Here is a 23,972-nt window from a genome sequence, read left to right as displayed (position 1 = left end):
AATTTATTATTGTTTAAATTAACCTTATTTAAAAGAAGCGACAAAATTAGTGTTTCCATCTAATATCAGCAAGACCCTAATTCTTAAAAGATTTCAGATTTTAATCTTTTCTCCCAGATACTTTGGCTCTTTGCCTGTAGCGATATCCACAAAGACTTTTACCTTAGCAAACAACTCCCTTATTTTTGTTCTGTATGACGATCGGTTAAGCGATAAATCTTTTGCATTATATCCATAGGCTGTCATCCCGTAATTCTGAGCCAAAAACACAGCCCGTTCGTTATGAAACTCTTGCGACACGACAATAAACGAATCCTGTCCAAATATTTCATTCATCCTCACCACCGAATCGAGTGTGCGCAAGCCCGCATAATCGCAATGTATAATACTGTCGGGCACGCCGGCTTCGACAAGAGCGGCACGCATATCGTCTGCCTCATTATAATCTTTGCGGCTATTATCTCCGCTTACAACAAAGACCTGCACCTTACCGGCATCATATAATTCTTTCGCAGCCTGAATGCGGTAGGTGAAGTATAAATTGGGACGATTGCCTATATTCTTAGCAGCACCCAAAACCAACGCCGCTTTCTGTGTGGGTATGCTATCTACTTCATTATATACAAAACCTTTGGAATCGTGGGGAATCTTCCAGTTAGCAAAAAGGATTGCTAAAACTGATAAAATCAGTCCGATTAATAATACCCAAAACATCCGCTTGAGCCTCTTTTTTGTTTGTGCCTTCATTAAATACGCTCTAATACCTTCTTTATTAAATCTTCTATCGAACCCTTGTAGTTTGAATTTGATTCTCCTGCCAAACGATTGGCTATTATTGTGCATACAGTCATGGCCTTATGCCCCATCAATCGGCTCATTCCTGCCAACGGTGCACTTTCCATCTCATAGTTGGTAATCGAATCTTCACCAAACCTGAATGACTCTATTTTACTATTCAGATCGGGATTAGCCAACGGCATGCGTACATATCGCCCCTGTGGCCCATAGAAACCAATGGCAGATATGGTAACTCCTTTTATCATGTCATGTCCTATACGTTCTACCAATTCCTCATCGGCCTTTACAACATACGGAGCGCAGTGCTGGGGATTCCAGCCAACATGTTTCTTAAAGGTATCCTCAAAGTCAGCCAATGTCACTTTATCACGATTTGCATAATAGTTGAGTACTCCGTCGAAACCGATCGACTTTGCTGCAACCACATACGAACCGATTGGGCAATGAGACTGCAACCCTCCTGATGTTCCTACACGCACCATTGTGAGCTGTTTGAAGTCTTTCTTTACTTCACGTGTCTTGAAATCGATATTAGCCAACGCATCCAATTCTGTAATTACAATATCTATATTATCGGGGCCGATACCATGCGAAAGAGCAGTAATGCGTTTCCCTTTATACGTTCCGGTAATCGTATGAAACTCCCGGCTTTGGATATCACATTCTATACTATCAAAAAAAGATGCGGTAAGGCTCACTCTGTCGGGGTCGCCCATCATTATTATTTTGTCCGATAATTGTTCCGGCTTTAGATGTAAGTGAAAAACACTGCCATCACTATTTATAATCAGTTCTGAATCGGGAATTATTCTCATATCGTTTATTTGTGTTTATTTACAAAGATATAAATTGTTTTACTTGGTTCTATTCTTTAGTTACTATTCATATAAAAAAGTGACAAAACCCGAAAAACACCTAACACTCTATATCAGCAGTTTACAGCCAAAAGGTGACAAAAGTGACACTTTTTGAAATGTTTTTTGTTGTTACCTTTTTCTTTGATTTTGTATATCAAAGTCTACTCTATTAGATAATTTTATTCTTAGAAAGCGAATTGCTATAAAGGAAATCATTCGATAGTCAATTCTTGGGTAGGATCCCAGAATACTTTCTTCCAATTGATGATTCTATCATTTACAACACCAACTCCTTCCTCTTCTAAGAGCTTCTGCATTTCGTTCGAGTTTCCGAATGCTTCTTTGGCTGAGAGTACTCCCTGACTGTTTACTACCCTATGCGCCGGAATACCGGAAATAACAGAATTGCACTCTCCCATCACTCGACCTACCAAACGTGACATATTGGGATAGCCGATAGCCTTAGCGATTGCGCCATAACTTGTAGCCCGTCCGTACGGAATACTCCTCACAACGTCATACACTCCTCGTCTGAAATCTTCTTTATCCAAATGTGCCATTCTTCTTTTATTATAAGCTCTATTTAATAAAATATAAAGATATAAGCTTTAGGTATAAGGATATATTATTCTATGAGAATTGTTATATTTGTACACCGTGATGATCTTAAATAAAAATCTAAATATCTAAAAAAAGTAACCCATGAGTAAAACACTAAGATTATTTCTACTTTTAGTGTGCGCGCACACAACAATTCTTTTTGCCAATGAACCCGAGAAAACGCAACGAGATGATGGCGAATTATTTAAGTTAGCCATAGCCGGATATACATTTGTAAATTTCAATTTGGAGGAGACCCTCAAAATGATGCAAGAGGTAGATGTTCACTATCTTTGTATCAAAGATTTCCATCTTCCGCTGAATAGCACAGACGAAGAAATTGCCGCATTCCATGCTAAACTGGCAAAGTATGATGTTACAGGTTATGCTGTAGGCCCTATCTACATGAAGACCAAAGAAGAAGTGGACAAAGCGTTTGATTATGCCAAACGTGTTGGCGTAAAACTTATCGTAGGTGTTCCCAATCATGAACTACTGCCTTATGTAGACAAGAAAGTAAAAGAATATGATTTCAAATATGCCATTCATCTTCATGGTCCCGACATCGAACTATATCCGCATGCAGCTGATATCTATGAACATGTAAAAGACCTAGACCCTCGTATCGGAATGTGTCTCGACATTGGTCATGATGCACGTGCAGGACATGATCCGATTGCCGACCTAAAAAAGTACAGCGACAGAGTGTTCGACATCCATATGAAGAATACAACCGCAGCAACTAAAGCCGGAAAGACAGGTGAAATCGGTCGGGGCATAATAGACATTCCTGCTTTTGTGAGAATGCTTCGCGAAGTGAAATACTCAGGAGCTTGCAGCCTCGAATACGAGCGAAATATGAAAGCCCCTTTAGCGGGAATAGCCGAATCTATAGGTTATTTCAGAGGTGTGATTGATGCAACGAAATAAGGAAAAAACTTATTTTTTATATAACAGGATAGGCAGCAAGAAATTGTTGCCTATTTTTGTAATGAAAAACTAGAAAATATGAAAATCATTCTTCTCGCTATAGGCAAAACCGATGCAGGCTATTTTGTAGAGGCTATCAACGAATACCAGAAAAGGTTAGAGCATTATATCCCTTTCGAAATACAAATTATACCTGATATAAAAAACACCAAAAGCCTTACGATGGAACAGCAAAAAGAGAAGGAAGGTGAGTTGATATTAAAAAACATACAGGCGGGAGATTATCTCGTTCTGCTCGATGATAAGGGAAAAGAATATACCTCGATGCAGTTTGCCTCCTATATAGAAAAGAAAACACATACGGTAAGCAAGCGGCTCATATTTGCCATCGGAGGCCCTTATGGTTTCTCGGAAGCAGTATATCAAAAGGCGAATGAAAAGCTAACTCTATCACGTATGACTTTTTCGCACCAGATGGTACGTCTTATATTTGTGGAACAGTTGTATAGAGCAATGACAATCTTAAACAACGAACCTTACCATCACGAATAATCTCTTATTCGAAACGAAGTGATTTTGCAGGAGATATTTTTGCTATCAGATAAGAAGGCCCAACCATAGCCAATACCGACAAGGTTAAGGTAGCAATGTTGATAAGAATAATGTGTAATATATTTATATCCACCGGCATTTCGGATACATAATAAGTATTGGGATCTAGTTTTATCAAGCCAAAATACCGTTGAAGCAACAACACAGTTAGGGCTATAATATTTCCCCACAACATACCTTTCAATATCAGGAATGAAGACACATAGAGAAATGTTTTGCGGATATTAAAATTTCGTGCACCAAGGGTCTTAAGTATACCAATCATATTGGTGCGCTCCAAGATTATAATAAGCAATCCCGATATCATCGTAAATACAGAAATGGCAAACATCAAGATCATGATTACCCATACATTCATATCCAACAGATCGAGCCAACTGAATATCATCGGGTTCATTTCTTTAATAGAGCGGGTCAGAAAAGTATTCCCATCCACATCCCGATAAGTCATCATATCTAAATAGATATTTTGTGTAAGCTGGTCAAGTTGCTCAAAATCGTTTACAAGCAGCTCTATACCGCTCACCTGATCGGGTTGCCACTTATTAAGCCTTTGTATAAGTCGGATATCTGTTATAACAAATAGTTTGTCGTAATCTTCAAAATTGGTACTGTATATCCCCGTGATATTAAACTTACGGGCACTGCGTTCCTGAACAAAATATGAAATAAAACTATCGCCTGTCTTCAGATTAAGTTTATCGGCTATATTCTTCGAGATAATAACCTGATTGGTGATTGTTGTATCATCAGGGTTGATGATCTTACCATCAATCATATTCTTCTTGAAGAAGTCCCAATCGTAGTCTTTCCCTACCCCTTTTAGAATTATCCCCTGAAATGCACTATCTGTTTTTATGATACCCGGTTTTGTGGCATATACCTGTGCATGTGCTATACCTGTCTCATGGCTCAATGTATCTAAAAGACCGGGAGTAACAGCTACCGGCAATGTTTCGTAAGACGTGGTGTTATTCAGATTGGTAATCTGAATATGAGAGCCGAAGCCAACAACCTTGTTCCGCACCTCTTTCTTAAAACCGATAACAATAGACAATGCCAAAATCATAGCTGCCAATCCTATTGCAACACCTGCAATAGCTATTTTAATAGCAGGTGAAGACGCTTTTTTCTCTCCTTCGCCTTTACTAAAATGGATCCGCTTGGCTATAAATAATTCTAAGTTCAATGTTTTATTCTTTTAAAATAGAAATCCTTGCTCACTCTCTCTTTTCCTTCCCAGATGTTTATAGGCAAGGTCTGTCACTTCACGCCCACGAGGAGTACGTTTCATAAAACCCTCCTTGATAAGGAACGGCTCATATACCTCTTCAATAGTTCCTCCGTCTTCTCCCAGTGCGGTTGCTATTGTGGAGATTCCTACCGGCCCCCCTTTGAATTTATCGATCAGGATAAGCAATATCTTATTATCTATCTCATCCAATCCATACTTATCTATATTCAATGCTTCGAGAGCATAAGAAGCGATATCTTTGTCTATCTTACCCGATCCTTTTACCTGAGCAAAGTCACGCACACGGCGCAGCAAGGCATTCGCAATACGGGGCGTACCACGACTACGTGAAGCAATTTCTATAGCAGAATCTTTCGAAGCAGGTACATTCAAGATATCTGCCGATCGTAAGATAATATGCACAAGGGTATCTATATCGTAATATTCGAGGTGCATGTTTATCCCAAAACGTGCACGCAAAGGGCTTGTAAGCAAACCACTACGAGTAGTTGCACCAACAAGGGTAAACGGATTGAGTTCTATCTGTACTGAACGAGCGCTAGGCCCTTTATCTATCATTATATCGATGCGATAGTCTTCCATCGCACTATACAGATACTCTTCCACAACAGGCGAAAGGCGGTGTATTTCGTCTATGAAAAGAACATCGTTCGGTTCGAGCGAAGTAAGCAGTCCGGCCAAGTCTCCGGGCTTATCCAATACAGGGCCTGATGTGATCTTAAAGCCTACACCAAGCTCATTGGCTATAATATTCGACAGGGTTGTTTTACCAAGTCCGGGAGGGCCATGCAACAGAGTATGGTCGAGCGATTCGCCACGCATTTTTGCAGCTGTCACAAAGACTTGTAAATTTTCTACAACTTTACTCTGTCCACGAAAACTCTGGAAGGTGAGAGGGCGCAACGCATTCTCAAACTCCTTCTCATTTTCATTTATATTCTCCCTGTGTATATTAAATGTTCCTTCCATAATGTATGGTTGCAAATTTACATCAATATATTCAATTTACAGACAGATACCGATTGATTTGCAATTACTAAAAATATAAAAGATTTAAATATTCTTCATTTTAATCGTAAAATAATATTTCTTTGTGGTTCATTTTCAAGATATACGCCAATGCTTCGCAAAATTATAGAATGGGATAAAGAACTCTTTTTGTATCTGAACAGTAAACATATGGGTTGGCTCGACCCTGTTATGTTATTTTTCAGTTCGTACCATTTTTGGATAATTATGTGTATCCTGATGGCTGTGTTTATCTATTACAGATTAGAGGTTTGGAAAAAAACGAGTGTTATATTTTTCTTGCTTTCTATCGGTGCAAGTGCATTATTAACCAATATTATTAAGATGATGGTAGAACGTCCACGTCCGATACATAATCAAGATTGGACAGGTGTTATACATGCAATAGAAAGGTACAGTTCGAGTACCAGCTTCTTCTCGTCTCATTCTGCAACAACGTTTACGATGGCTACTTTTTTCCTTTTATTATTCCGTAAGACCGGCTCTAAGTATTACGGTTATCTGGCAATAGTTTGGGCTACAATTGTCGCATATAGCCGCATCTATCTTGCCAAGCATTATCCTATCGATGTTATTTGCGGTATATTATTCGGAATCACAATTGGGATTATGGGATACAAGCTCCTTGAATATTATAAAAACAAGAAGAAAGGATTAAACCCTTAAAATATCTCTACCGATGGTTGATAAAAATGAATACAAATGTAACTAAAGAAGAAGCTATCACAACAAACAAAAATGATAAAACCATACTTATCAAAGTCTTACATACAGTCTTGATAGGTGAACTCTTTCCAAATAATTGTATATATACCCAGAATTGATATAAATAGCAAAATAAGAACGTCAGCAATACGCCCCATATGGAGAGGGTGAAATAATAAATAGGATAAGTCAAAATAAGAATTAGGATCTGCATTCCTACTATATATGAGTTTATAACCAGAAACTCCACGAAATTGTAACCTGACTTCTTAAATACTATATAGGATGCTAATGCATAAAATGGAATAAAAGCCAGCATAACAAAAGAATAATGCCCATACATCCAATCGAAAACCAATTGACTGTAATTATTGGCTGCAGCATTTGTCTGGAGATAGGCAAATGAGTTTTCAGGATATACTTTTAGGAAAAAACATATAAATCCGTATATAGTCCCTAAAATAAGAATAAATGAAAACGGTTTGAAATGGGTGATTCTTTTACCCGATAAGTATTCGCGAATAGAGTCACCGGGTCTCGTAATGAGTTCTTTTATTGTGTGTAAAATTCCTCTATCTACATGAAAAATACTATGTTGTATTTCGTGTATAATATAATGGAAATTAATACGTGCAGTAGCTGTTGATTGTCCACAGTTTGAACAATATTTTCCAGAGACAGGAGTACTACAATTTTTACATATATCTGACATATTATTATTTACTCTATTAGATTTAAATTCTGTAATTACAACCATTTCCCAACTTTCCGCTTTTCCAACCCGGAATATATTTTCAGGAAAATTGGGAAAGCTCTTCCAATAGGAAAAAAGAAACGAAACAAAAAGGATGGGTAAACATTCTCCTTCCCTTTTTCGATCCCTCTGATAATTTTTTTTGCTACAGTTTGCGAGTTTTGTGTAGGAAATGGTAAAGGTGTACTATCTTCTCCGGTTGCCTTATCAAAAAATTCTGTACGAGTGGCAACAGGATAAACTGCTGTTATCTGTAAGCTTTCAGACTGCTCATATCTATAGGTTTGCACAAAATGGTGCAGTGCGGCTTTTGTAGAACAATAGAGTGAGTAAGCAGGCAAAGAAACCAAGCCTGCTCCCGATATAGTACAAGCAAATACAACTTTTTTATTATTAGTGCCAGCGAGGAGTTTCTCCAGTGAATAGATAGGAGAAAATACGTTCAGATTGAAAATATTCTCTATATGCTGCCAATCAGAATTATTTATTTTTTCGAGGTAAGCAAAACCGGCATTAGCGATAAAGACATCAACTCCCCCGTCAAATATTTCCTGAGCATAATTGAATACATTATCAACTCCATCTTTACTACTTACATCAGCAGCATAAGGGTATACAATTCCTTCTTTTTGAGGGATACGATCAGCATGACGGGCAACAGCTACAATTCTGACATTCGGATATAAGGCTAAAATATCGAGCATATCTCTCCCTATTCCTGAAGAGGCGCCTGTGAGAATGATATTTTTACCTTTTAAATCCATGATTTTACGTCCTTATTTTATCAAAGCCCTCGCCGTAAACTCCCCGAACAGTACTTTGTGAGATAAATGCTTTCTCGTCAATACTTTTAATCAGGCGGAATATTTCCAGTGCTTCGTTGCGTTTAGCTAAGACAATCAGAACCTTTGTAGGCTTCTTCGTATACCACCCCATACCATCCAAAACGGTACAGCCCCGATGCAATTCATGATTTATGGCAGTGGCTATAATCTCATATTTCTCGGAGAAAACAAGTATCTGAACCGACTGACGGAATCCGTTGATAACCATATCTATACTATATGTCATCACCCCCATCACAATAAGCCCGTATATAATAGTCTGATAATTCTGGAATACAAAATACGAACAACTGATTATCACAAAGTCGCACAAAAGCATTCCTCGCCCAAAAGCTATATTCTTATACTTATTGATAAGTGCTACAACGATATCTGTACCTCCCGTACTACCATTCGAACTGAATACCAAGCCTATCCCGACTCCGCACATCATCCCTCCGATAACACCTGAAAGAAGCGGCTCATTTTTTACAATAGGTTCGGTTATCATGGATTGGCAAATAGTAAGCAGAAAAGTGAGCACAACAACTCCATAGATGGTCTTTATCATAAACTTAAGACCAAGAACTTTAAGAGCCACAAACAACAATCCACAGTTTACAAGAAAATAGGTATACTGCAAAGGAATCTTCGCATTTGTAGCGTATTCCACAAGCAGGGCTATCCCTGTTAACCCTCCGGTAACGATACCTCCGGGTTTTATAAATCCAATAAGCCCTACGGCATACAGAGCCAGACCAACAAATATAGTTGCGTAATCCTTCCAGTAAAACTCCTTTAAATATCTTTTAGGCATGGATTGTTATTGATTACAATACGACATTTATCATTTTCTTGGGAACAAAGACGACCTTCTTCGGTGTTTTTCCGTCAAGCCATTTCTGAGCCAGTTCATGACTTAACACCGCTTTCTCAACATCAGCTTGTACAGCATCTGCCGAAAACTCAAGTTCGAAACGAACCTTACCGTTAAAAGCAACTCCATATTTGAATGAATCTTCTGCAAGATATTCTTCATTAAAAGCAGGCCATTTTGCATCACAAACAGATGTTGTATTACCCAATGCAGACCAGAGCTCTTCAGAAACGAATGGAGCAAAAGGAGCAAGCAAGGTAACCAACTCTTGCAAAATCGCTTTTTTACTGCATTTTAAAGAAGTTAATTCATTCACACAAATCATAAACGCTGAAACAGATGTATTGAATGAGAATGACTCAATATCAGCAGACACTTTCTTTATGAGCTTATGCAATGATTTTAGCTCTTCTTTTGTCGGTTCTTCATCGATAACAACAAACTCTTCACCCTTATAGAACAGACTCCATACTTTACGTAAGAAGCGGTGAACACCATCGATACCATTCATATCCCAAGGCTTGGACTGCTCCAATGGCCCAAGGAACATTTCGTACATACGCAGTGTGTCTGCTCCGTACTTTTCAGCTACATCGTCAGGATTTACGACATTGTGATATCGTTTACCCATTTTCTCGATATTCCATCCACAAACGTACTTACCATCTTCAAGTATAAATTCGGCAGTCTCGTATTCAGGTCTCCAAGCTTTGAATCTATCTATATCAAGTACATCATTATGCACAATATTTACATCCACATGGATTTCTGAAGTTTCATATTTGTCCTTCAGGTTATAAGATACAAATGTATTTGTTCCGTTGATACGGTATACCAAGCTGCTACGCCCTTGGATCATACCCTGATTAATCAGTTTCTTGAATGGCTCATCTTCACACGAAACGCCTATGTCGAATAAAAATTTATCCCAGAAACGGCTGTATATCAAGTGACCTGTAGCATGCTCTGTACCACCGATGTACAAATCAACATTGCGCCAATATTCATCTTTCTCTTTCGAAACTAGTTCCTGATCATTATACGGATCCATATAATGCAGATAGTACGCCGATGAACCGGCAAATCCCGGCATTGTATTCAGTTCGAGAGGGAATATTGTCTTGTGATCTATCTTAGATGTATCTACAACCTTTTCATTGACTTCATCCCATGCCCATTTAGTTGCACGACCTAATGGCGGTTCTCCCGATTCGGTAGGCAAGTATTTATCTACTTCGGGCAATTCAAGGGGAAGTTTATCTAATGGCAACATGTAAGGAAGCCCCTCTTTGTAATATACAGGGAATGGCTCTCCCCAGTAACGTTGGCGGGAGAAGATAGCATCACGAAGACGGTAATTTACTTTTACACGCCCTAGTTTGTTTTCTCTTACATATTCTTTTGTTTTCTCGATAGCCTCTTTAACAGTCATCCCATCCAAGAATCCTGAATTCATCATGATTCCTTCTTTTGCATCAAAACTTTCTTCCGAAACATCACATCCTTCAATCAAAGGTATAATCGGCAAGTTGAAATGTCTAGCAAAAGCATAGTCACGGCTATCGTGTGCAGGAACAGCCATAATTGCACCTGTACCATAACCGGCAAGTACATAGTCAGAAACCCAGATCGGAATTTCTTTGCCATTAAGAGGATTGATAGCATACGAGCCGGTGAATACTCCTGATATTTTTTTATCCATCAGGCGGTCACGCTCAGTACGGCGTTTTGTAGCATCCAGATATTTTTCTATTTCGGCTTTTTGCTCGGCAGTTGTCACCTGAGGAACGTATTCGCTTTCGGGAGCAAGTACCATAAATGTAACTCCAAAGATAGTATCGGCACGGGTAGTAAAGATTTCGAATTCAGCATCCGAATCTTTTACTTTGAATTTCATTTCAGCACCTTCGCTACGTCCAATCCAGTTGCGTTGTGTTTCTTTGATAGAATCACTCCAGTCTATTTTATCCAGACCTTCGAGCAAACGCTGTGCATAAGCCGACACACGCAAGCTCCACTGGCGCATCAAGCGTTGTTCTACAGGATACCCTCCACGCTCCGACAAGCCATTTATAACCTCATCGTTAGCCAATACAGTCCCTAAAGCCTGACACCAGTTTACAGTTGTTTCGCTGCGGTAGGCTATACGGTAGTTTAGCAATATTTCTTGTTTTTGTTTTTCAGAATATGACTTCCACTCGGCAGCGCTAAATTGCAATTCTTCGCTGCAAGCTATATTCAGACCTTCTGTGCCAACTTGTTCGAAAGCTGCGATCAGTTCGGCAATCGGACGTGCCTGGTTCTCATCATAGCAATAGTAGCTGTTGAACATTTGGATAAATGCCCATTGCGTCCATTTATAATATCTGGGGTCGCAGGTCTGAATCTCACGGCTCCAATCGTATGAGAAGCCAATCTTATCCAACTGCTCACGGTAGCGGTTTATATTCTGAGCCGTAGTAATGGCAGGATGCTGTCCTGTCTGTATAGCATATTGTTCGGCAGGAAGCCCGTAAGCATCATAACCCATTGGATGGAGAACATTGAAACCTTTCAGCCTCTTGTAGCGAGAATATATGTCGGATGCGATATATCCGAGGGGATGCCCTACATGCAACCCTGCTCCTGATGGATAAGGGAACATATCAAGGACATAATATTTAGGTTTGCTTTTATCCTCTTTTACTTTGTAAGTTTTATTATCAATCCAATATTGATGCCAACGTTTTTCTATTTCTTTAAAGTTGTATTCCATAGCCGAATATCTTGCAATTTTTTATTGGCGCAAATATAGTTATTTCTTCAGATTTAAACGAATTAATAACGATGCTTTCAGAGCATAATTTGTTCGAACTGCAAGTCTTAGATAAAGATAAAGCAATTAAACATGCCTATTGGCTATTGTTTAATTGCTTTACGAAGCATGATACTTATTTTGAAATTATTATAAAAACTTCTTGCGCAACCACTCCCGAATAGGCAGATCATAAAACCTCATAGCAAGATACGCTGTAGCAACAGCAGCTATTACAATAAGTAAACCATAATGCCATGACTGTTCTAAAGTTAGATTGTTATTTGTTACCCATGCCATGTATACATATGCGATAGGGAAATGAGTAATATAAATCGGATATGAGATATCACCGAGGAATTTGCATACTTTAGAAGCCTTATATCCTTGCACTTTGCCTCCTGCTCCTAGCCAAATTATAAAAGGAAACATTATGATAAGACAGAAACATTCGTATAGCCCGTTTAGCCATAGACTATCCGCATCGCCCAGACGTGGCACGGAAAGCAAAACAACCAACAATAGAGCCGCAGACAGAAAAGCATTTTTCGTATAACGAAGTTTACCCATTCTGGCCAACAGAAGCCCTGCTAAGAAAGGGAATGCCAAACGAATAAACCCGATTTTCAATTGAGTAGAATCATCGATAGACCATCCTCCTATAATATCTCCATTGGGATTGGTTAAGGCGTAGTGAATGGTAAATCCGGCAGCAACCACCACTAAAATAGCGAGTACAATTTTTGATACCCGACGCAAAACAAGCGCATAAACAATATTAGCGATATATTCGAAGAAGAGAGACCATGCCGGTCCATTGAGCGGATGCATTTCATTCCAACCTCTTATATCCAAACCTTTTCCTACTGGTATTAGGGTGAAACCAATCAGCATCACTAACAACATCTTCCAAACCGGAACTTCGTTTATTCCACCCCATCCTAATGTCGGAGAATCCTGAAAATAAAACAATAATGCTCCAATAATAGATCCTATAATAATCATAGGCTGCAGACGAATAATACGACGCTTAAAGAAATCTTTCAATGTCATTTCCCCCCAGCGATCGTCATATGCATACCCAAGGACAAAACCCGAAAGCAGGAAAAAGAAATCGACCGCTAAATAACCATGATTGATAATCTGTTTACTATGGTCGCCATGTGAATGAATCTCAAAAACATGAAACAAAACCACTAACAACGCAGCAACGCCTCTTAAGCCATCAAGTATTTCATAATGGGGCTTGGAGCTTTTAATATCTATTGCTTCTTTCATTTACCTTTACAAATTAAAATTCTATTATAGGCAACAAAAATATACCAAAAACGACATACTCAATTGTTTTATATTTTATTATACTTGTCTTATATTTGCCTTTTGTAAACCGAATACATTAAAAATGCTCAAAAAAGTAAAATATGCGCATATACCTGCACAACGTGAATATTCATTTCATTTTGACCATGTAAAAATCAAATGGAATGAACAAATAACACTTCACCAACAAAAAACATGGGAACTCTCTTATGTTATAGTCGGAAGTGGAACACGCATTATAGGGGATACCATAGAGCCATTTTCAAGAAATGAAATCATACTGATACCACCGAATATCCCTCATTGCTGGTCATTCGACGAATTAGATGCTAATAAAAACGGAGAAATAGAAAACATAACCGTCACGTTCTCCGAACAGTTATTGGAGAAATGTTCTTCTGCTTTTCCAGAACTGGAGACCTATATAAAAAAAATTCAAAAAAATACTGAAGCCCTTTCTTTCAAGGGGGAGACATTAGTTCGATTGCAGAGCATTTTAGTACAAATGGCAAAAGAGACAACAATAGACCGACTGTCTTCTCTCATCAAACTATTATCAATAATCTCATCTGTAGAAAATACGAGTGCAGTAGGCAGACCCATAGTTGAAGACAAGAAAACAAAAAGGATGCAAAAAATATTACTTTATGTAATGAATAATTATCAGAATACCATAACATTGGAAGAAATGGCTCAATTGGTGCAGCTTGATAAATCTTCTTTTTGTATTTTCTTTAAAAAAATGACAGGGAAAACATTTTTTTCATACCTGACAGAATACCGCATCGAGTCTTCGTGCCAAATGCTAACAAAAACAAATATGGCAATTGCCGAAATATGTTTCGCTTCGGGATTCAAAGATATCCCCTATTATAACCGGGTCTTTAAGAAAATCAAAGCTGTTACCCCAACTGAATATAGGGAAAGAATTTAGGTATATGGAATGTGATTTTTATTAATATATTATTCTGTTCAACCAGACAAAACAATAGGCATCACATTCCATATATTCAATGTTTTTTTAGTTTTCGGGCTCTACCCAATCACCATTCTCTTTTATAAGCTGAACAAGACGTTCTACAGCTTCCGCCGAAGAAATATTTTTCTCTATAAGGTTCTTCTTTTTGTAAAGAGAAATTTTTCCTTTCTCTGCGCCTACATAGCCATAGTCAGCATCAGCCATTTCTCCGGGACCATTGACAATACATCCCATCACACCAATTTTAAGATGTTTCAGGTGCGAAGTTGCGCCTTTCACCAACGCAACAGTTGTCTGTAGATCAAATAAGGTACGTCCGCAGCTCGGGCAAGAAATATATTCGGTTTTGCTTGTACGCACACGTGAAGCCTGCAAGATACCAAACATATAAGCATCGATATTTTTTAGAGGAATTGCACCTTCGTTCTGCAACATAATACCATTACCAAATCCATCGAGATACAATGTCCCGAAGTCTGCTGCGGCTTTTATCTGAATATCTTCCGACTCATTTTCTGTATAGTGGCGATTGAGGACAACAGGCGTATCACAATCGTTATTCATCAATGTATGAATAAAAGCCCGCTGTTCGCCTACTCCGTTAATATGATCGGTAGAAACAATAATAACGATAGACTTATCATTCTGCAACAAAGCTAAAATATCTTTATCCAACTCAGGATAAGACAAGCAGAGGAATTTTATAGCCGAATCTGTTTCATTGATTTTATTCCAATTCGATTTATCAAACAACGGATAAGTATTTTTCTCACCTTTCCAGCCCTCAAGGTCAATAATAGAAGGAATTGCCCGAGGTGCAGCAGCAGGAAGTTCCTTACCTACATATAAATAGTCGGGCAAGAAGTGACTATTTAGCTCAAAATTACCTTGCGAACGATCTGAAATGACAACAGGAAGGTTATCACCTCCTATATTTCCTACTACATACGTCTCACGTCTGTCTGTAGAAAAAGGGGAGAACTTATCACTTGCTGTGGCTACTATTTCAGGATGATTTTCTTTTTGCTTAATATATGCTATCAGCTTACGGGCAACCGGCACTTCATACTCAGGGTCTTCACTCAACGACACACGAATCGTGTCTCCGATTCCATCCGACAGGAGTGAACCTATACCAACCGCTGACTTGATGCGCCCGTCTTCACCGTCTCCGGCTTCGGTTACACCCAAATGTAGAGGAAAATTAAGCCCCTCTTTTTCCATACGGGCAATCAGTAGGCGTACAGCCTTTGACATGACCACCGTATTTGATGTCTTCATCGAAATGGCAATATCCTTAAATCCTTCTTCGAGGCAGATATGTAAAAATTCCATGCAGGATTCTACCATTCCTTCAGGTGTATCACCATAGCGGCTCATAATACGATCGGAGAGAGAACCGTGATTTACCCCGATACGGATAGCCGTCTTATGTTCTTTACAGATATCCAGTAGGGGAACTAGTTTAGCTCGTATTTTATCTATTTCCTGAGCATATTCTTCGTCAGTATATTCAAAGGTTTCGAACGTTTTTACCCTGTCTACAAAGTTTCCCGGATTGATACGTACTTTTTCTACAACCTTAGCTGCGGCCTCGGCTGCACGAGGGTTGAAGTGTATATCGGCAATGAGCGGAGCATTATATCCTCGCCCACGCACCACTTCTTTTATATTTTTCAGATTATCGGCTTCTCGAACTCCCTGTGCTGTAAGGCGCACATAGTCTGCTCCGGCTTCTACTATTCTTATTACCTGTTCGGCACTTGCTTCTGTATCGTTCGTATTGGTGTTTGTCATCGACTGTACCCTGATAGGGTTATTTCCGCCCAGTGGAGTATTCCCTATTCTGGTTTCGGATGACAGACGTCTTTTATAATTAAAGTAATTCATATGAATTTTATGTTGTTTTTTAGTTGGGATCCGAATATTATAACAAAGATAAACTTTTTTTGTTTCACTGATAATGAATCCCTGTGAGCCTTAATAAGGCAAGAGAAAAATACTTGTTTCTCATTTGCTTTAAAAATAAATTTTTAATGTTTATTTTTACAAAAAAGATTTAATACCATGACAAAAAGAACATTACTCTTACCCTTTTTCTGCCTTTTGTGCTTTGCTTCAGCACTTCACGCAGAAGTAAAACTAGCTAACATCTTCTCCAACAACATGGTTCTTCAGCGTGACAAACCTATCAAAATATGGGGTTGGGCAGACAAGAATGAAGCTGTTGAAGTACACTTTCTGAACCAAATAAAAAAAGTAAAGGCCGATAAAAATGGCGCTTGGGTTGCAACACTCAATCCTGTATCGTATGGCGGTCCTTATACAATGGAAATAAAAGGGAAAAAAAATAGTATTACATTGAATGATATCCTCATCGGTGAAGTATGGCTATGTTCGGGACAATCGAACATGGAAATGGCTGTGCACGGATGGGGATCAGTATATAACTATGAGCAGGAAATAAAGGATGCCAATTATCCTCAGATACGTACATTCAACGTAGTGAAAGATATCAGCATGAAACCCAAAGACAATTTAAGCGGAACATGGCAAGTATGTTCTCCACAAACCGTATCGGAGTTCTCTGCCGTTGCATACTTTTTTGCTCGCAAATTAAATAAAGAATTAAATATCCCTGTAGGCATTATCAACTCCTCGTGGGGAGGGACAGATATAGAAACATGGACAAGCAGCGATGCATTTAACAGCCTTCCCGAGAAATTCAGAGAAAGATACAAAGATTTTAAGGTTGACAACTTTGATGAGTTTGCCAAAACCAATGAAGAACACAAAGCCAAATATCTGAATGCACTGAATAACGATCCGGGCATCAGTGAGAAATGGTACGAACCTTCATTCAACACCTCAGCATGGAACAAGATGCAATTGCCGCAGATGTGGGAAAATGTGATCGGCAATGTTGATGGTATCGTATGGTTCAAATATAACATTTCGCTACCAAAAGAAAGCGAAGGAAAAGCTGCAACAATAGATTTAAGCGTGATAGACGATAATGACATTGTATGGATAAACGGTATAAAAATGGGGGAAACAGAAGGTTATGCAGTGAAGAGGAGCTACAAGATACCGGAAAATGTACTGAAAAGTGGAAACAATACCATTGTAGTAAAAATCACCGATAACGGCGGCGGCGGCGGCATATATGGAAAAGCAGAACAAATGTATCTGCAAGTGCAAGGGAAGCAATACCCTTTGGCCGGAGAATGGCAATACAAAGAAGCCGTAACCAACAAAATGTATAAGTTTATCGATATTTCTCCTAATATGTATTACTCGCTGCTATACAACGGTATGATAAACCCTATAACCGGATTGGCAATCAAAGGAGCTATTTGGTATCAGGGAGAAAATAATGCATCGCAGGCTTACAATTATCGCACCCTATTTCCCACAATGATAAACAACTGGCGTACAAAATGGGGCTACGAATTCCCATTCTACTGGGTACAGCTGGCTAGTTATACGGCAAAGGACGACAAGCCGGTGAATAGCGAATGGGCAGAATTGCGCGAAGCCCAGACAATGACACTCTCTCTTCCTCAAACAGGTGAAGCTGTGATTACAGATATAGGCGATGCAGACGATATCCACCCTCGCAACAAACAGGATGTTGGCCTTCGCCTTGCTCTTATCGCACTCAATAAAGATTATGGCAAGAAGGATATCGTATATTCAGGCCCTACCTTTAAGGAAATGAATATTGAAGGTAATAAAGCAGTCATTTCGTACAACAACACAGGCAAAGGGCTATGCGTAAAGAATAAGTACGGATACGTTGAAGGTTTTGCCATTGCAGGAGCAGATCAAAAATTTGAATGGGCAAAGGCTTATATCGACGGAGATAAAGTAGTGGTTTACTCAGAGAAAATAGCTAATCCTGCGGCTGTACGTTATTCTTGGGCGAATAATCCGGATGTGAATCTGTTTAATCGAGAGGGATTGCCTGCCGCACCTTTCAGAACAGATAATTGGAAAGGAATTACACAGCACGATTAAAAAACAGAAAGAATAGAATAGGCTGTCCTAAAAGTAGAAATTACTTTTAGGACAGCCTGTTTTATATAAGTCACTATCGTCTATTACGTGGGTGATGTTCTATGATCTCCTGACGCAGATATTCCCTGTCCATATGCGTGTAAATCTCGGTAGTGGTGATCTTTTCATGTCCGAGCATCAATTGAATGGCTCTGATATTTGCACCACCCTCAAGCAAGTGAGTCGCAAACGAATGGCGGAATGTATGCGGACTGATCGTTTTCTTTATACCTGCCTGCATAGCGTATTCTTTAATGAAATGAAAGATCATAATACGGGATATCGCAGTGCCCCTGTTGCTTAGAAAGAGGGCATCCTCCGAACCTTTCTTTACATTTATTTCCTTGCGGTATATCAAATATTTCTCTATTTCGTTGATCGCCGTATGCGATATAGGAACAAGACGCTGCTTACTCCCCTTACCTTGCACTTTGATAAAACCTTCATCAAAAAACAGATCGGAGAATTTGAGTGTAGTAAGTTCAGATATACGCAAGCCACAACTATAAAGGGTTTCTAAGATTGCACGATTGCGTTGCCCTTCTTTTGTTGACAGATCGATCACCGACATTAATGTTTCTATTTCGTCGAGAGCAAGTACGGTTGGCAACTTCAATCCGATCTTCGGACTATCGAGTAATTCGGTCGGATCGTTTTGCATATAGCCATCCAATACTAAGAAATCATAAAAGGACTTTATTCCTGAGATTATCCTTGCTACAGAACGTGCATTTATCCCTATATCATACAATTGGGCCACAAACTGTTGCAGATTATCGAGCGTAACATCTTCTACTTTCAGATTCTCATTTTGCAAAAACCCCGATAGTTTAGCCAAATCAGTCATATATGCATCAATGGAGTTGGGCGACAATGATTTCTCCAACAATAGATAATTCTTGTATTTTCTGACTATATTATCTTCTTTTGCCATCCTGCTATATTGATAAGCCGATATCCATAAAGAATATCTTTTAACCTTATTTCATTTATTTATAACTACAAATATATATCTTTGTAGACGGAGTATAGTACATCCGGATTATCTTAATTGTTTTTAGTTTTTATGAAGATTTTCAAATCTATATTCAACTATCTTATTACCAGATATACAAAAGTACAATTGCTTATTATGCTGGTAATCATATTTTTTGCATTCTTCATCAGCGACAGTAATATATTTGCTCGCTTTGGATACGATGCAAAAATAATGGAGTTGAATAGCCAGATAGATTATTACCGTGAAAAAACGGAACAAGATAAGGAAAAATTGAAGTTGCTGGAATCAGATAAAGACCAGATCGAAAAATTTGCACGCGAAAACTACCTGCTTAAAAAAGACGATGAAGATGTCTTTGTGGTAGAATAACATATCTAACTTTGTAATGAAGCAAAATCCTAAGCTTAAAAACATCCTGTTTCAAGTATCAGCTATACTAATTCTCTTAGCTGCAATTATTTATTATTTTCAGCCCGAAATAGCCAAATACATACTGATAGCCGGAGCTGTGGGGTATACAGCTATTACCTTCACAACGCCTTATCCGGGAAAGAGCATTCGCGGAAAGCGACTCTTCAATATAATGGTGTTTGCAGCACTGCTTATGTGTGTATCTGCCTATCTGATGTTTGTAAATATTACAGGATGGGTAGTCACCATACTTATTGCCGCTATACTTACTTTGTATAGTACCATTGCCATGTCGATGGAGTATAGAAAAGAACAAAAAGACGAGAAATAAAAATGAAAGGGATTACTAACACTATTATAACGTAATCCCTTTCCCAATCTCTATTTACAATAAATGCTTAATCACTAAGCGAGGAGATTATATTTTCAAATCCAACATCAGGGCTTCATACCCAATGCGGAAATGTATCCTGCGTTCTTGGTGCAATGTTTAAATTTCATATTTTCCAGTAAATCAGTCATCGCTTTTTTCACTACCTCTTGGTTGGGTCTTGCTGCTCGTATTTTTGCAAAATTGCCTCTGTCTTGCTTGGTGTACTCAACTATCAAATCCCAATTTTCGGGTTTAGGTATCGTTACCATACAGCTATTAGGAACCATTTTCTTATACGGCCAGTAATGCCATCCTATATTGTTACGTTCCATCAGGCGTGTCCATCCGGCAATCCATTGATCTGTATTTTCACCCGTTTCACCCATATATATCGGTAAATTTACGCTATCTCTAAACTGTACAAAATCCTGAATATTAGACTGCAATGTGTCGCACCAATAGCGATGGCAGGTATACATCAGTTTATCATCAAATTTAGAGTCTTTAAACACCTTGAAGTTTCCATTCCACTGTGCTCCGCCAAGCAACACAATATGATTCTTATCTACCATGCGGATAGTATCTACACATCTTTTGTATAGCGGCTCTAACGAATCATTCAGATGAGCATATTCTTCTAGAAAATAATGTGCTATGGGCTCATTCAGCAGATCATAACCCAGTATAATCGTGTCATTCGCATAATGCTCTGCTACTTTTTTCCATATATTACAAAACAATTCTTTGCTCGGCTCACTTTCCATCAGCCAAGGATACCCGTAGCTATCATCAATATTATCACCTGTTTGCCCCCCCGGAGCATCATGCATATCCAGTATAACATACAAACCTTCTTGACGGCACCACTCTACTACCTGATCTATCATCCCAAAGCCGTTATGATCGGAAGCCTGTCCCATATAATCCTCATTCGTAAAGAGTTTATAATGAAACGGTATCCTCACTGAATTCATACCGGTTTGTTTGATATATTTTATATCTTCTTCTGTTATATAATTCTTTTTAAACTCATTCCAAAACCAATTTGTAAAATCAGGTCCTACCATTTCACAAAAAGCCTCATTGATCAGGCGATACGAGCTTGCATCCTGAAAGAAAAACATATATCCTTCGGGATTGAGCCAGTTACCCAAATTGATCCCTTGAATAAGAAATTTTTTACCATCGGGCTTTATCAAATTAGGTCCCTCTACACGGATGAAACGATCGGAAGATTGTTTCTCTTCCATCTTCGATTGACAGGATAGAAAGATTATAAGCAAGGGCAATAAGTAAAATAATTTTCTCATAGTTTTTATATTATAATTGCGTTTTGACATAAGAAGAGGCTGTCTTAAAAAATCAGTAACTATTCTTATATAAGACAGCCTCTTGTTGTACTTTATTCTGTCACAGAGAAAGTACCCTTTAGGGTAGCGTTGCTATGACCGCCTACCCAAACATTAAAATCACCTTTTTCAGCCTTCTTCACTAAATCTCGACCGTAGAATGCTAAATCATCTGTTGTAAGTTTAAATTCAATTGTCTTTGCTTCTCCTGCTTTCAGAGCTATTCGTTGAAAGCCTTTCAATTCTTTCACAGGGCGCACAACCGAGCCTACAATATCCTGTACATACAGTTGGGCAACTTCTGTTCCATCTACACTTCCTGTATTTTTAAGAGTTGCTTTTACTGTCAGTGTACCATTCATAGGAACAGTTGAAGCGGAGAGCGTTATATTTGAATATTCGAATGTCGTATAAGAAAGTCCATATCCGAAAGGAAATAGCGGATCTTTACCCGAATCTAAGTAAAAGGATGTATTACCAAGAGAGGTCTGCCCTGCTTCGAGTGCAATATCATCAAGTGTCATCACCTTCTCAGGAGCCGGACGCCCCGTATTATTATGGTTGTAATACATCGGTATCTGTCCCACCTCACGTACAAACGTAGCTGGAAGCTTTCCACTTGGATTGGCTTTTCCGAATAATAGATCGAGAATAGCAGGGCCTCCCATGGTTCCGGGATGGAAGTTAAATAATACCGCATCAGCATACGGAAGATCCCGCTCTATTGTCAGCGGACGACCTGCCATAATGACTAATACTACAGGTTTACCTGCACTTTTTACCGCCTTCAGCAAATCTGATTGTAATCCTATCAGATTGATATTGGATAAAGAGTGAGCTTCTCCCGAAAGGATGGCTTCTTCTCCCAAGAAAACTACAGCCACATCTGCCGCAGCAGCAGCTTGTTTTGCCTTATCAAAACTAGCAGTACTCTTATCACGGGAATATGCTAATCCTTGCTCGTATACGTAATTAACATCTTTATATTCTCCTTTGAGCGCAGCAACAGGAGTTACCGTGTAATTCTTATCACCATCAAAAACCCATGTCCCCATCTGATCGTGTGGCGCATCTGCCATCGGCCCTATAATAGCCACCTTTTTGCCTCGTGACAATGGTAATATATTATTATCATTCTTCAACAAAATAGCAGACTCTATAGCAGCCTGTCTTGCAGCTTTTAGATGTGCATCAGCATATAAGACAGATTCCTTTTTGGTATCTACATAAGGATTTTCGAACAGCCCCATCCGGAATTTGATACGGAGTATATTACGCACCGCATTATCTATCGTTTCTACCGAAACTTTTCCTTCTTTTACCAATTGCGGCAGATACTGAACATATGAACCACTAACCATTTCCATATCCAGACCCGCATTGGCTGATATTTCAGCTACCTGCTTGCCATCCTTAGCAAATCCGTGAGCGATCATCTCCGTCATGGAGGCCCAATCGGAAACGACAAACCCATCAAACTTCCATTCGTCACGCAAAACCTTTTTCAGTATATAATTATTCCCAGAAGCAGGAATACCATCATTATCGTTGAATGAAGTCATAAGTGTTGCAGCGCCTGCCTTAATTGCCTGTTGGAATGGAGACAGATATACATTATGCAACAAAATCGGAGGTATATTTGTACTGTTATAGTCACGTCCGCCTTCGGCTGCGCCATATCCCACAAAATGTTTTACACATGCAGCTACAGAATTAGGATCATTGAGATTTCCATTTCCCTGAAACCCCTTTACCATAGCAGCACCAAGCACACCTGCCAGATATGGGTCTTCTCCCAAACTTTCGGCTATACGCCCCCAACGTGCATCACGAGATATATCAAGCATCGGAGCAAATGTCCATGTCACTCCTGTAGAACGAGCTTCTACGGCAGCAACACGTGCCCCCTCTTCCACTATTTGCGGACTGAAAGAAGCTGCCTGACCTAATGGAATAGGAAATATTGTTTTAAATCCGTGAATTACATCACGTCCTATAATCAGAGGAATACCCAGCCGGCTGTTTTCCATCGCTTCTTTCTGAAGCTTGTTAACCATTTCCGGATCGGTAACATTCAGCAAGGAACCTATTCCTCCCGCCTTAACTGGCTGAATGATGCTGTTATCTAACATCTGTGCCGCAGCTTGGCGGATGAGAGCAACCTTTTCAGCCTTGGTCATTTGCGAAGGCTTTTTCTGCCCCTGACCACCGGCAATGCCCATCCTTTCGAGGAAGGTATTCATATTATCTTCGCTATATTGAGCGATAGCCTTATCATCTACAGCGAAGAAGCTAACCTGATTCATTTGCCCTATTTTTTCTTCAAGGGTCATTTTTGAAATAAGGTTTTCAATACGCTTCTCTACATCGTCTTGAGCCAAACATGTTGAATACAAACCAAACAATACGGATATACCTAACAATCCTAATTTTTTAATTATCATAT

The 23,972-nt window shown here is 39.0% G+C and carries 21 protein-coding genes; 7 read left to right on the top strand and 14 right to left on the bottom strand.

Annotated elements, in window-relative coordinates; translation table 11 throughout:
* Positions 1–93 precede the first annotated feature (93 nt).
* The 3 genes from E4T88_RS14620 to E4T88_RS14610 all read right to left on the bottom strand — a co-directional run bounded on the left by E4T88_RS14620 (position 94) and on the right by E4T88_RS14610 (position 2,215).
* Entirely contained in the window at positions 94–747 is a 654-nt protein-coding gene (locus tag E4T88_RS14620) for a SanA/YdcF family protein (protein ID WP_135106700.1), read from the bottom strand.
* Positions 747–1,613 carry a nucleoside phosphorylase gene (locus E4T88_RS14615; protein ID WP_135106698.1) on the bottom strand — a complete coding sequence of 289 codons (867 nt, stop codon included), beginning with the start codon at positions 1,611–1,613 and terminating at the stop codon, positions 747–749. Before E4T88_RS14615 ends, E4T88_RS14620 begins: the two co-directional genes overlap by 1 nt.
* A 254-nt stretch (positions 1,614–1,867) precedes the next feature.
* Positions 1,868–2,215: an MGMT family protein gene (locus E4T88_RS14610; protein ID WP_135106696.1), complete on the bottom strand. Its 348-nt coding sequence runs from the start codon at positions 2,213–2,215 to the stop codon at positions 1,868–1,870.
* A 142-nt stretch (positions 2,216–2,357) separates the two neighbouring features.
* Here E4T88_RS14610 and E4T88_RS14605 point away from each other — a divergent pair, with 142 nt between their 5' ends.
* Both E4T88_RS14605 and rlmH read left to right on the top strand, forming a co-directional pair.
* Positions 2,358–3,185 (top strand): sugar phosphate isomerase/epimerase family protein, encoded by an 828-nt coding sequence (locus E4T88_RS14605; protein WP_135106694.1) that lies wholly within the window; start codon positions 2,358–2,360, stop codon positions 3,183–3,185.
* A gap of 78 nt (positions 3,186–3,263) precedes the next feature.
* Entirely contained in the window at positions 3,264–3,737 is a 474-nt protein-coding gene (gene rlmH / locus E4T88_RS14600; RefSeq protein WP_135106692.1) for a 23S rRNA (pseudouridine(1915)-N(3))-methyltransferase RlmH, read from the top strand.
* Positions 3,738–3,741: 4 nt separating this feature from the next.
* Here rlmH and E4T88_RS14595 read toward each other — a convergent pair whose 3' ends face one another.
* Both E4T88_RS14595 and ruvB read right to left on the bottom strand, forming a co-directional pair.
* On the bottom strand, positions 3,742–4,986 hold the full coding sequence (locus E4T88_RS14595; protein WP_135106690.1) for an ABC transporter permease: 1,245 nt from the start codon (positions 4,984–4,986) through the stop codon (positions 3,742–3,744).
* A 12-nt stretch (positions 4,987–4,998) separates the two neighbouring features.
* Positions 4,999–6,021, bottom strand: coding sequence for a Holliday junction branch migration DNA helicase RuvB (gene ruvB / locus E4T88_RS14590; protein ID WP_135106689.1), 1,023 nt, complete (start codon positions 6,019–6,021; stop codon positions 4,999–5,001).
* Positions 6,022–6,171: 150 nt separating this feature from the next.
* Here ruvB and E4T88_RS14585 point away from each other — a divergent pair, with 150 nt between their 5' ends.
* Positions 6,172–6,747, top strand: coding sequence for a phosphatase PAP2 family protein (locus E4T88_RS14585; protein WP_135106687.1), 576 nt, complete (start codon positions 6,172–6,174; stop codon positions 6,745–6,747).
* Between the two features lie 7 nt (positions 6,748–6,754).
* Here E4T88_RS14585 and E4T88_RS14580 read toward each other — a convergent pair whose 3' ends face one another.
* From E4T88_RS14580 to E4T88_RS14560, 5 genes are all read right to left on the bottom strand, one after another.
* Positions 6,755–7,498 carry a DUF3667 domain-containing protein gene (locus E4T88_RS14580; protein ID WP_228093948.1) on the bottom strand — a complete coding sequence of 248 codons (744 nt, stop codon included), beginning with the start codon at positions 7,496–7,498 and terminating at the stop codon, positions 6,755–6,757.
* Between the two features lie 35 nt (positions 7,499–7,533).
* Positions 7,534–8,304 carry an SDR family NAD(P)-dependent oxidoreductase gene (locus tag E4T88_RS14575; protein ID WP_135106683.1) on the bottom strand — a complete coding sequence of 257 codons (771 nt, stop codon included), beginning with the start codon at positions 8,302–8,304 and terminating at the stop codon, positions 7,534–7,536.
* 4 nt (positions 8,305–8,308) lie between these two features.
* Complete coding sequence (locus E4T88_RS14570) at positions 8,309–9,181, bottom strand: YitT family protein (protein WP_135106681.1); 873 nt, start codon at positions 9,179–9,181, stop codon at positions 8,309–8,311.
* 13 nt (positions 9,182–9,194) lie between these two features.
* Positions 9,195–11,996 (bottom strand): leucine--tRNA ligase, encoded by a 2,802-nt coding sequence (gene leuS, locus E4T88_RS14565; protein ID WP_135106679.1) that lies wholly within the window; start codon positions 11,994–11,996, stop codon positions 9,195–9,197.
* Positions 11,997–12,185: 189 nt separating this feature from the next.
* A complete protein-coding gene (locus E4T88_RS14560) occupies positions 12,186–13,313 on the bottom strand; it encodes an acyltransferase family protein (RefSeq protein ID WP_135106677.1) in 1,128 nt (375 codons plus the stop codon).
* 124 nt (positions 13,314–13,437) lie between these two features.
* On the opposite strand from E4T88_RS14560, the gene E4T88_RS14555 reads away from it, so the two are divergent.
* Positions 13,438–14,289, top strand: coding sequence for an AraC family transcriptional regulator (locus tag E4T88_RS14555; RefSeq protein ID WP_135106675.1), 852 nt, complete (start codon positions 13,438–13,440; stop codon positions 14,287–14,289).
* Between the two features lie 87 nt (positions 14,290–14,376).
* Here the strand turns inward: E4T88_RS14555 and E4T88_RS14550 are convergent, their stop codons facing one another.
* Positions 14,377–16,224 carry a 4-hydroxy-3-methylbut-2-en-1-yl diphosphate synthase gene (locus E4T88_RS14550; protein ID WP_135106673.1) on the bottom strand — a complete coding sequence of 616 codons (1,848 nt, stop codon included), beginning with the start codon at positions 16,222–16,224 and terminating at the stop codon, positions 14,377–14,379.
* A gap of 177 nt (positions 16,225–16,401) precedes the next feature.
* On the opposite strand from E4T88_RS14550, the gene E4T88_RS14545 reads away from it, so the two are divergent.
* Positions 16,402–18,354: a sialate O-acetylesterase gene (locus E4T88_RS14545; protein WP_135106671.1), complete on the top strand. Its 1,953-nt coding sequence runs from the start codon at positions 16,402–16,404 to the stop codon at positions 18,352–18,354.
* Positions 18,355–18,427: 73 nt separating this feature from the next.
* Here E4T88_RS14545 and xerD read toward each other — a convergent pair whose 3' ends face one another.
* Positions 18,428–19,327, bottom strand: a complete 900-nt coding sequence (gene xerD, locus E4T88_RS14540) for a site-specific tyrosine recombinase XerD (RefSeq protein WP_135106669.1) — start codon at positions 19,325–19,327, stop codon at positions 18,428–18,430.
* Between the two features lie 132 nt (positions 19,328–19,459).
* Here xerD and E4T88_RS14535 point away from each other — a divergent pair, with 132 nt between their 5' ends.
* Both E4T88_RS14535 and E4T88_RS14530 read left to right on the top strand, forming a co-directional pair.
* Entirely contained in the window at positions 19,460–19,762 is a 303-nt protein-coding gene (locus tag E4T88_RS14535) for an FtsB family cell division protein (protein ID WP_135106667.1), read from the top strand.
* 16 nt (positions 19,763–19,778) lie between these two features.
* Positions 19,779–20,135, top strand: coding sequence for a hypothetical protein (locus E4T88_RS14530; RefSeq protein WP_135106665.1), 357 nt, complete (start codon positions 19,779–19,781; stop codon positions 20,133–20,135).
* 107 nt (positions 20,136–20,242) lie between these two features.
* Here the strand turns inward: E4T88_RS14530 and E4T88_RS14525 are convergent, their stop codons facing one another.
* Both E4T88_RS14525 and bglX read right to left on the bottom strand, forming a co-directional pair.
* Positions 20,243–21,487, bottom strand: coding sequence for a glycoside hydrolase family 5 protein (locus E4T88_RS14525; RefSeq protein ID WP_228093947.1), 1,245 nt, complete (start codon positions 21,485–21,487; stop codon positions 20,243–20,245).
* A 92-nt stretch (positions 21,488–21,579) separates the two neighbouring features.
* On the bottom strand, positions 21,580–23,970 hold the full coding sequence (gene bglX, locus E4T88_RS14520; RefSeq protein WP_135106661.1) for a beta-glucosidase BglX: 2,391 nt from the start codon (positions 23,968–23,970) through the stop codon (positions 21,580–21,582).
* Positions 23,971–23,972: the final 2 nt, after the last annotated feature.

Origin of the sequence: Dysgonomonas mossii (assembly GCF_004569505.1) — a bacterium.
In the GTDB taxonomy this organism is placed as follows: domain Bacteria; phylum Bacteroidota; class Bacteroidia; order Bacteroidales; family Dysgonomonadaceae; genus Dysgonomonas.
The sequence above is the reverse complement of the archived record's forward strand: the minus strand, read 5'-3'. Positions and strand labels throughout refer to the sequence as shown.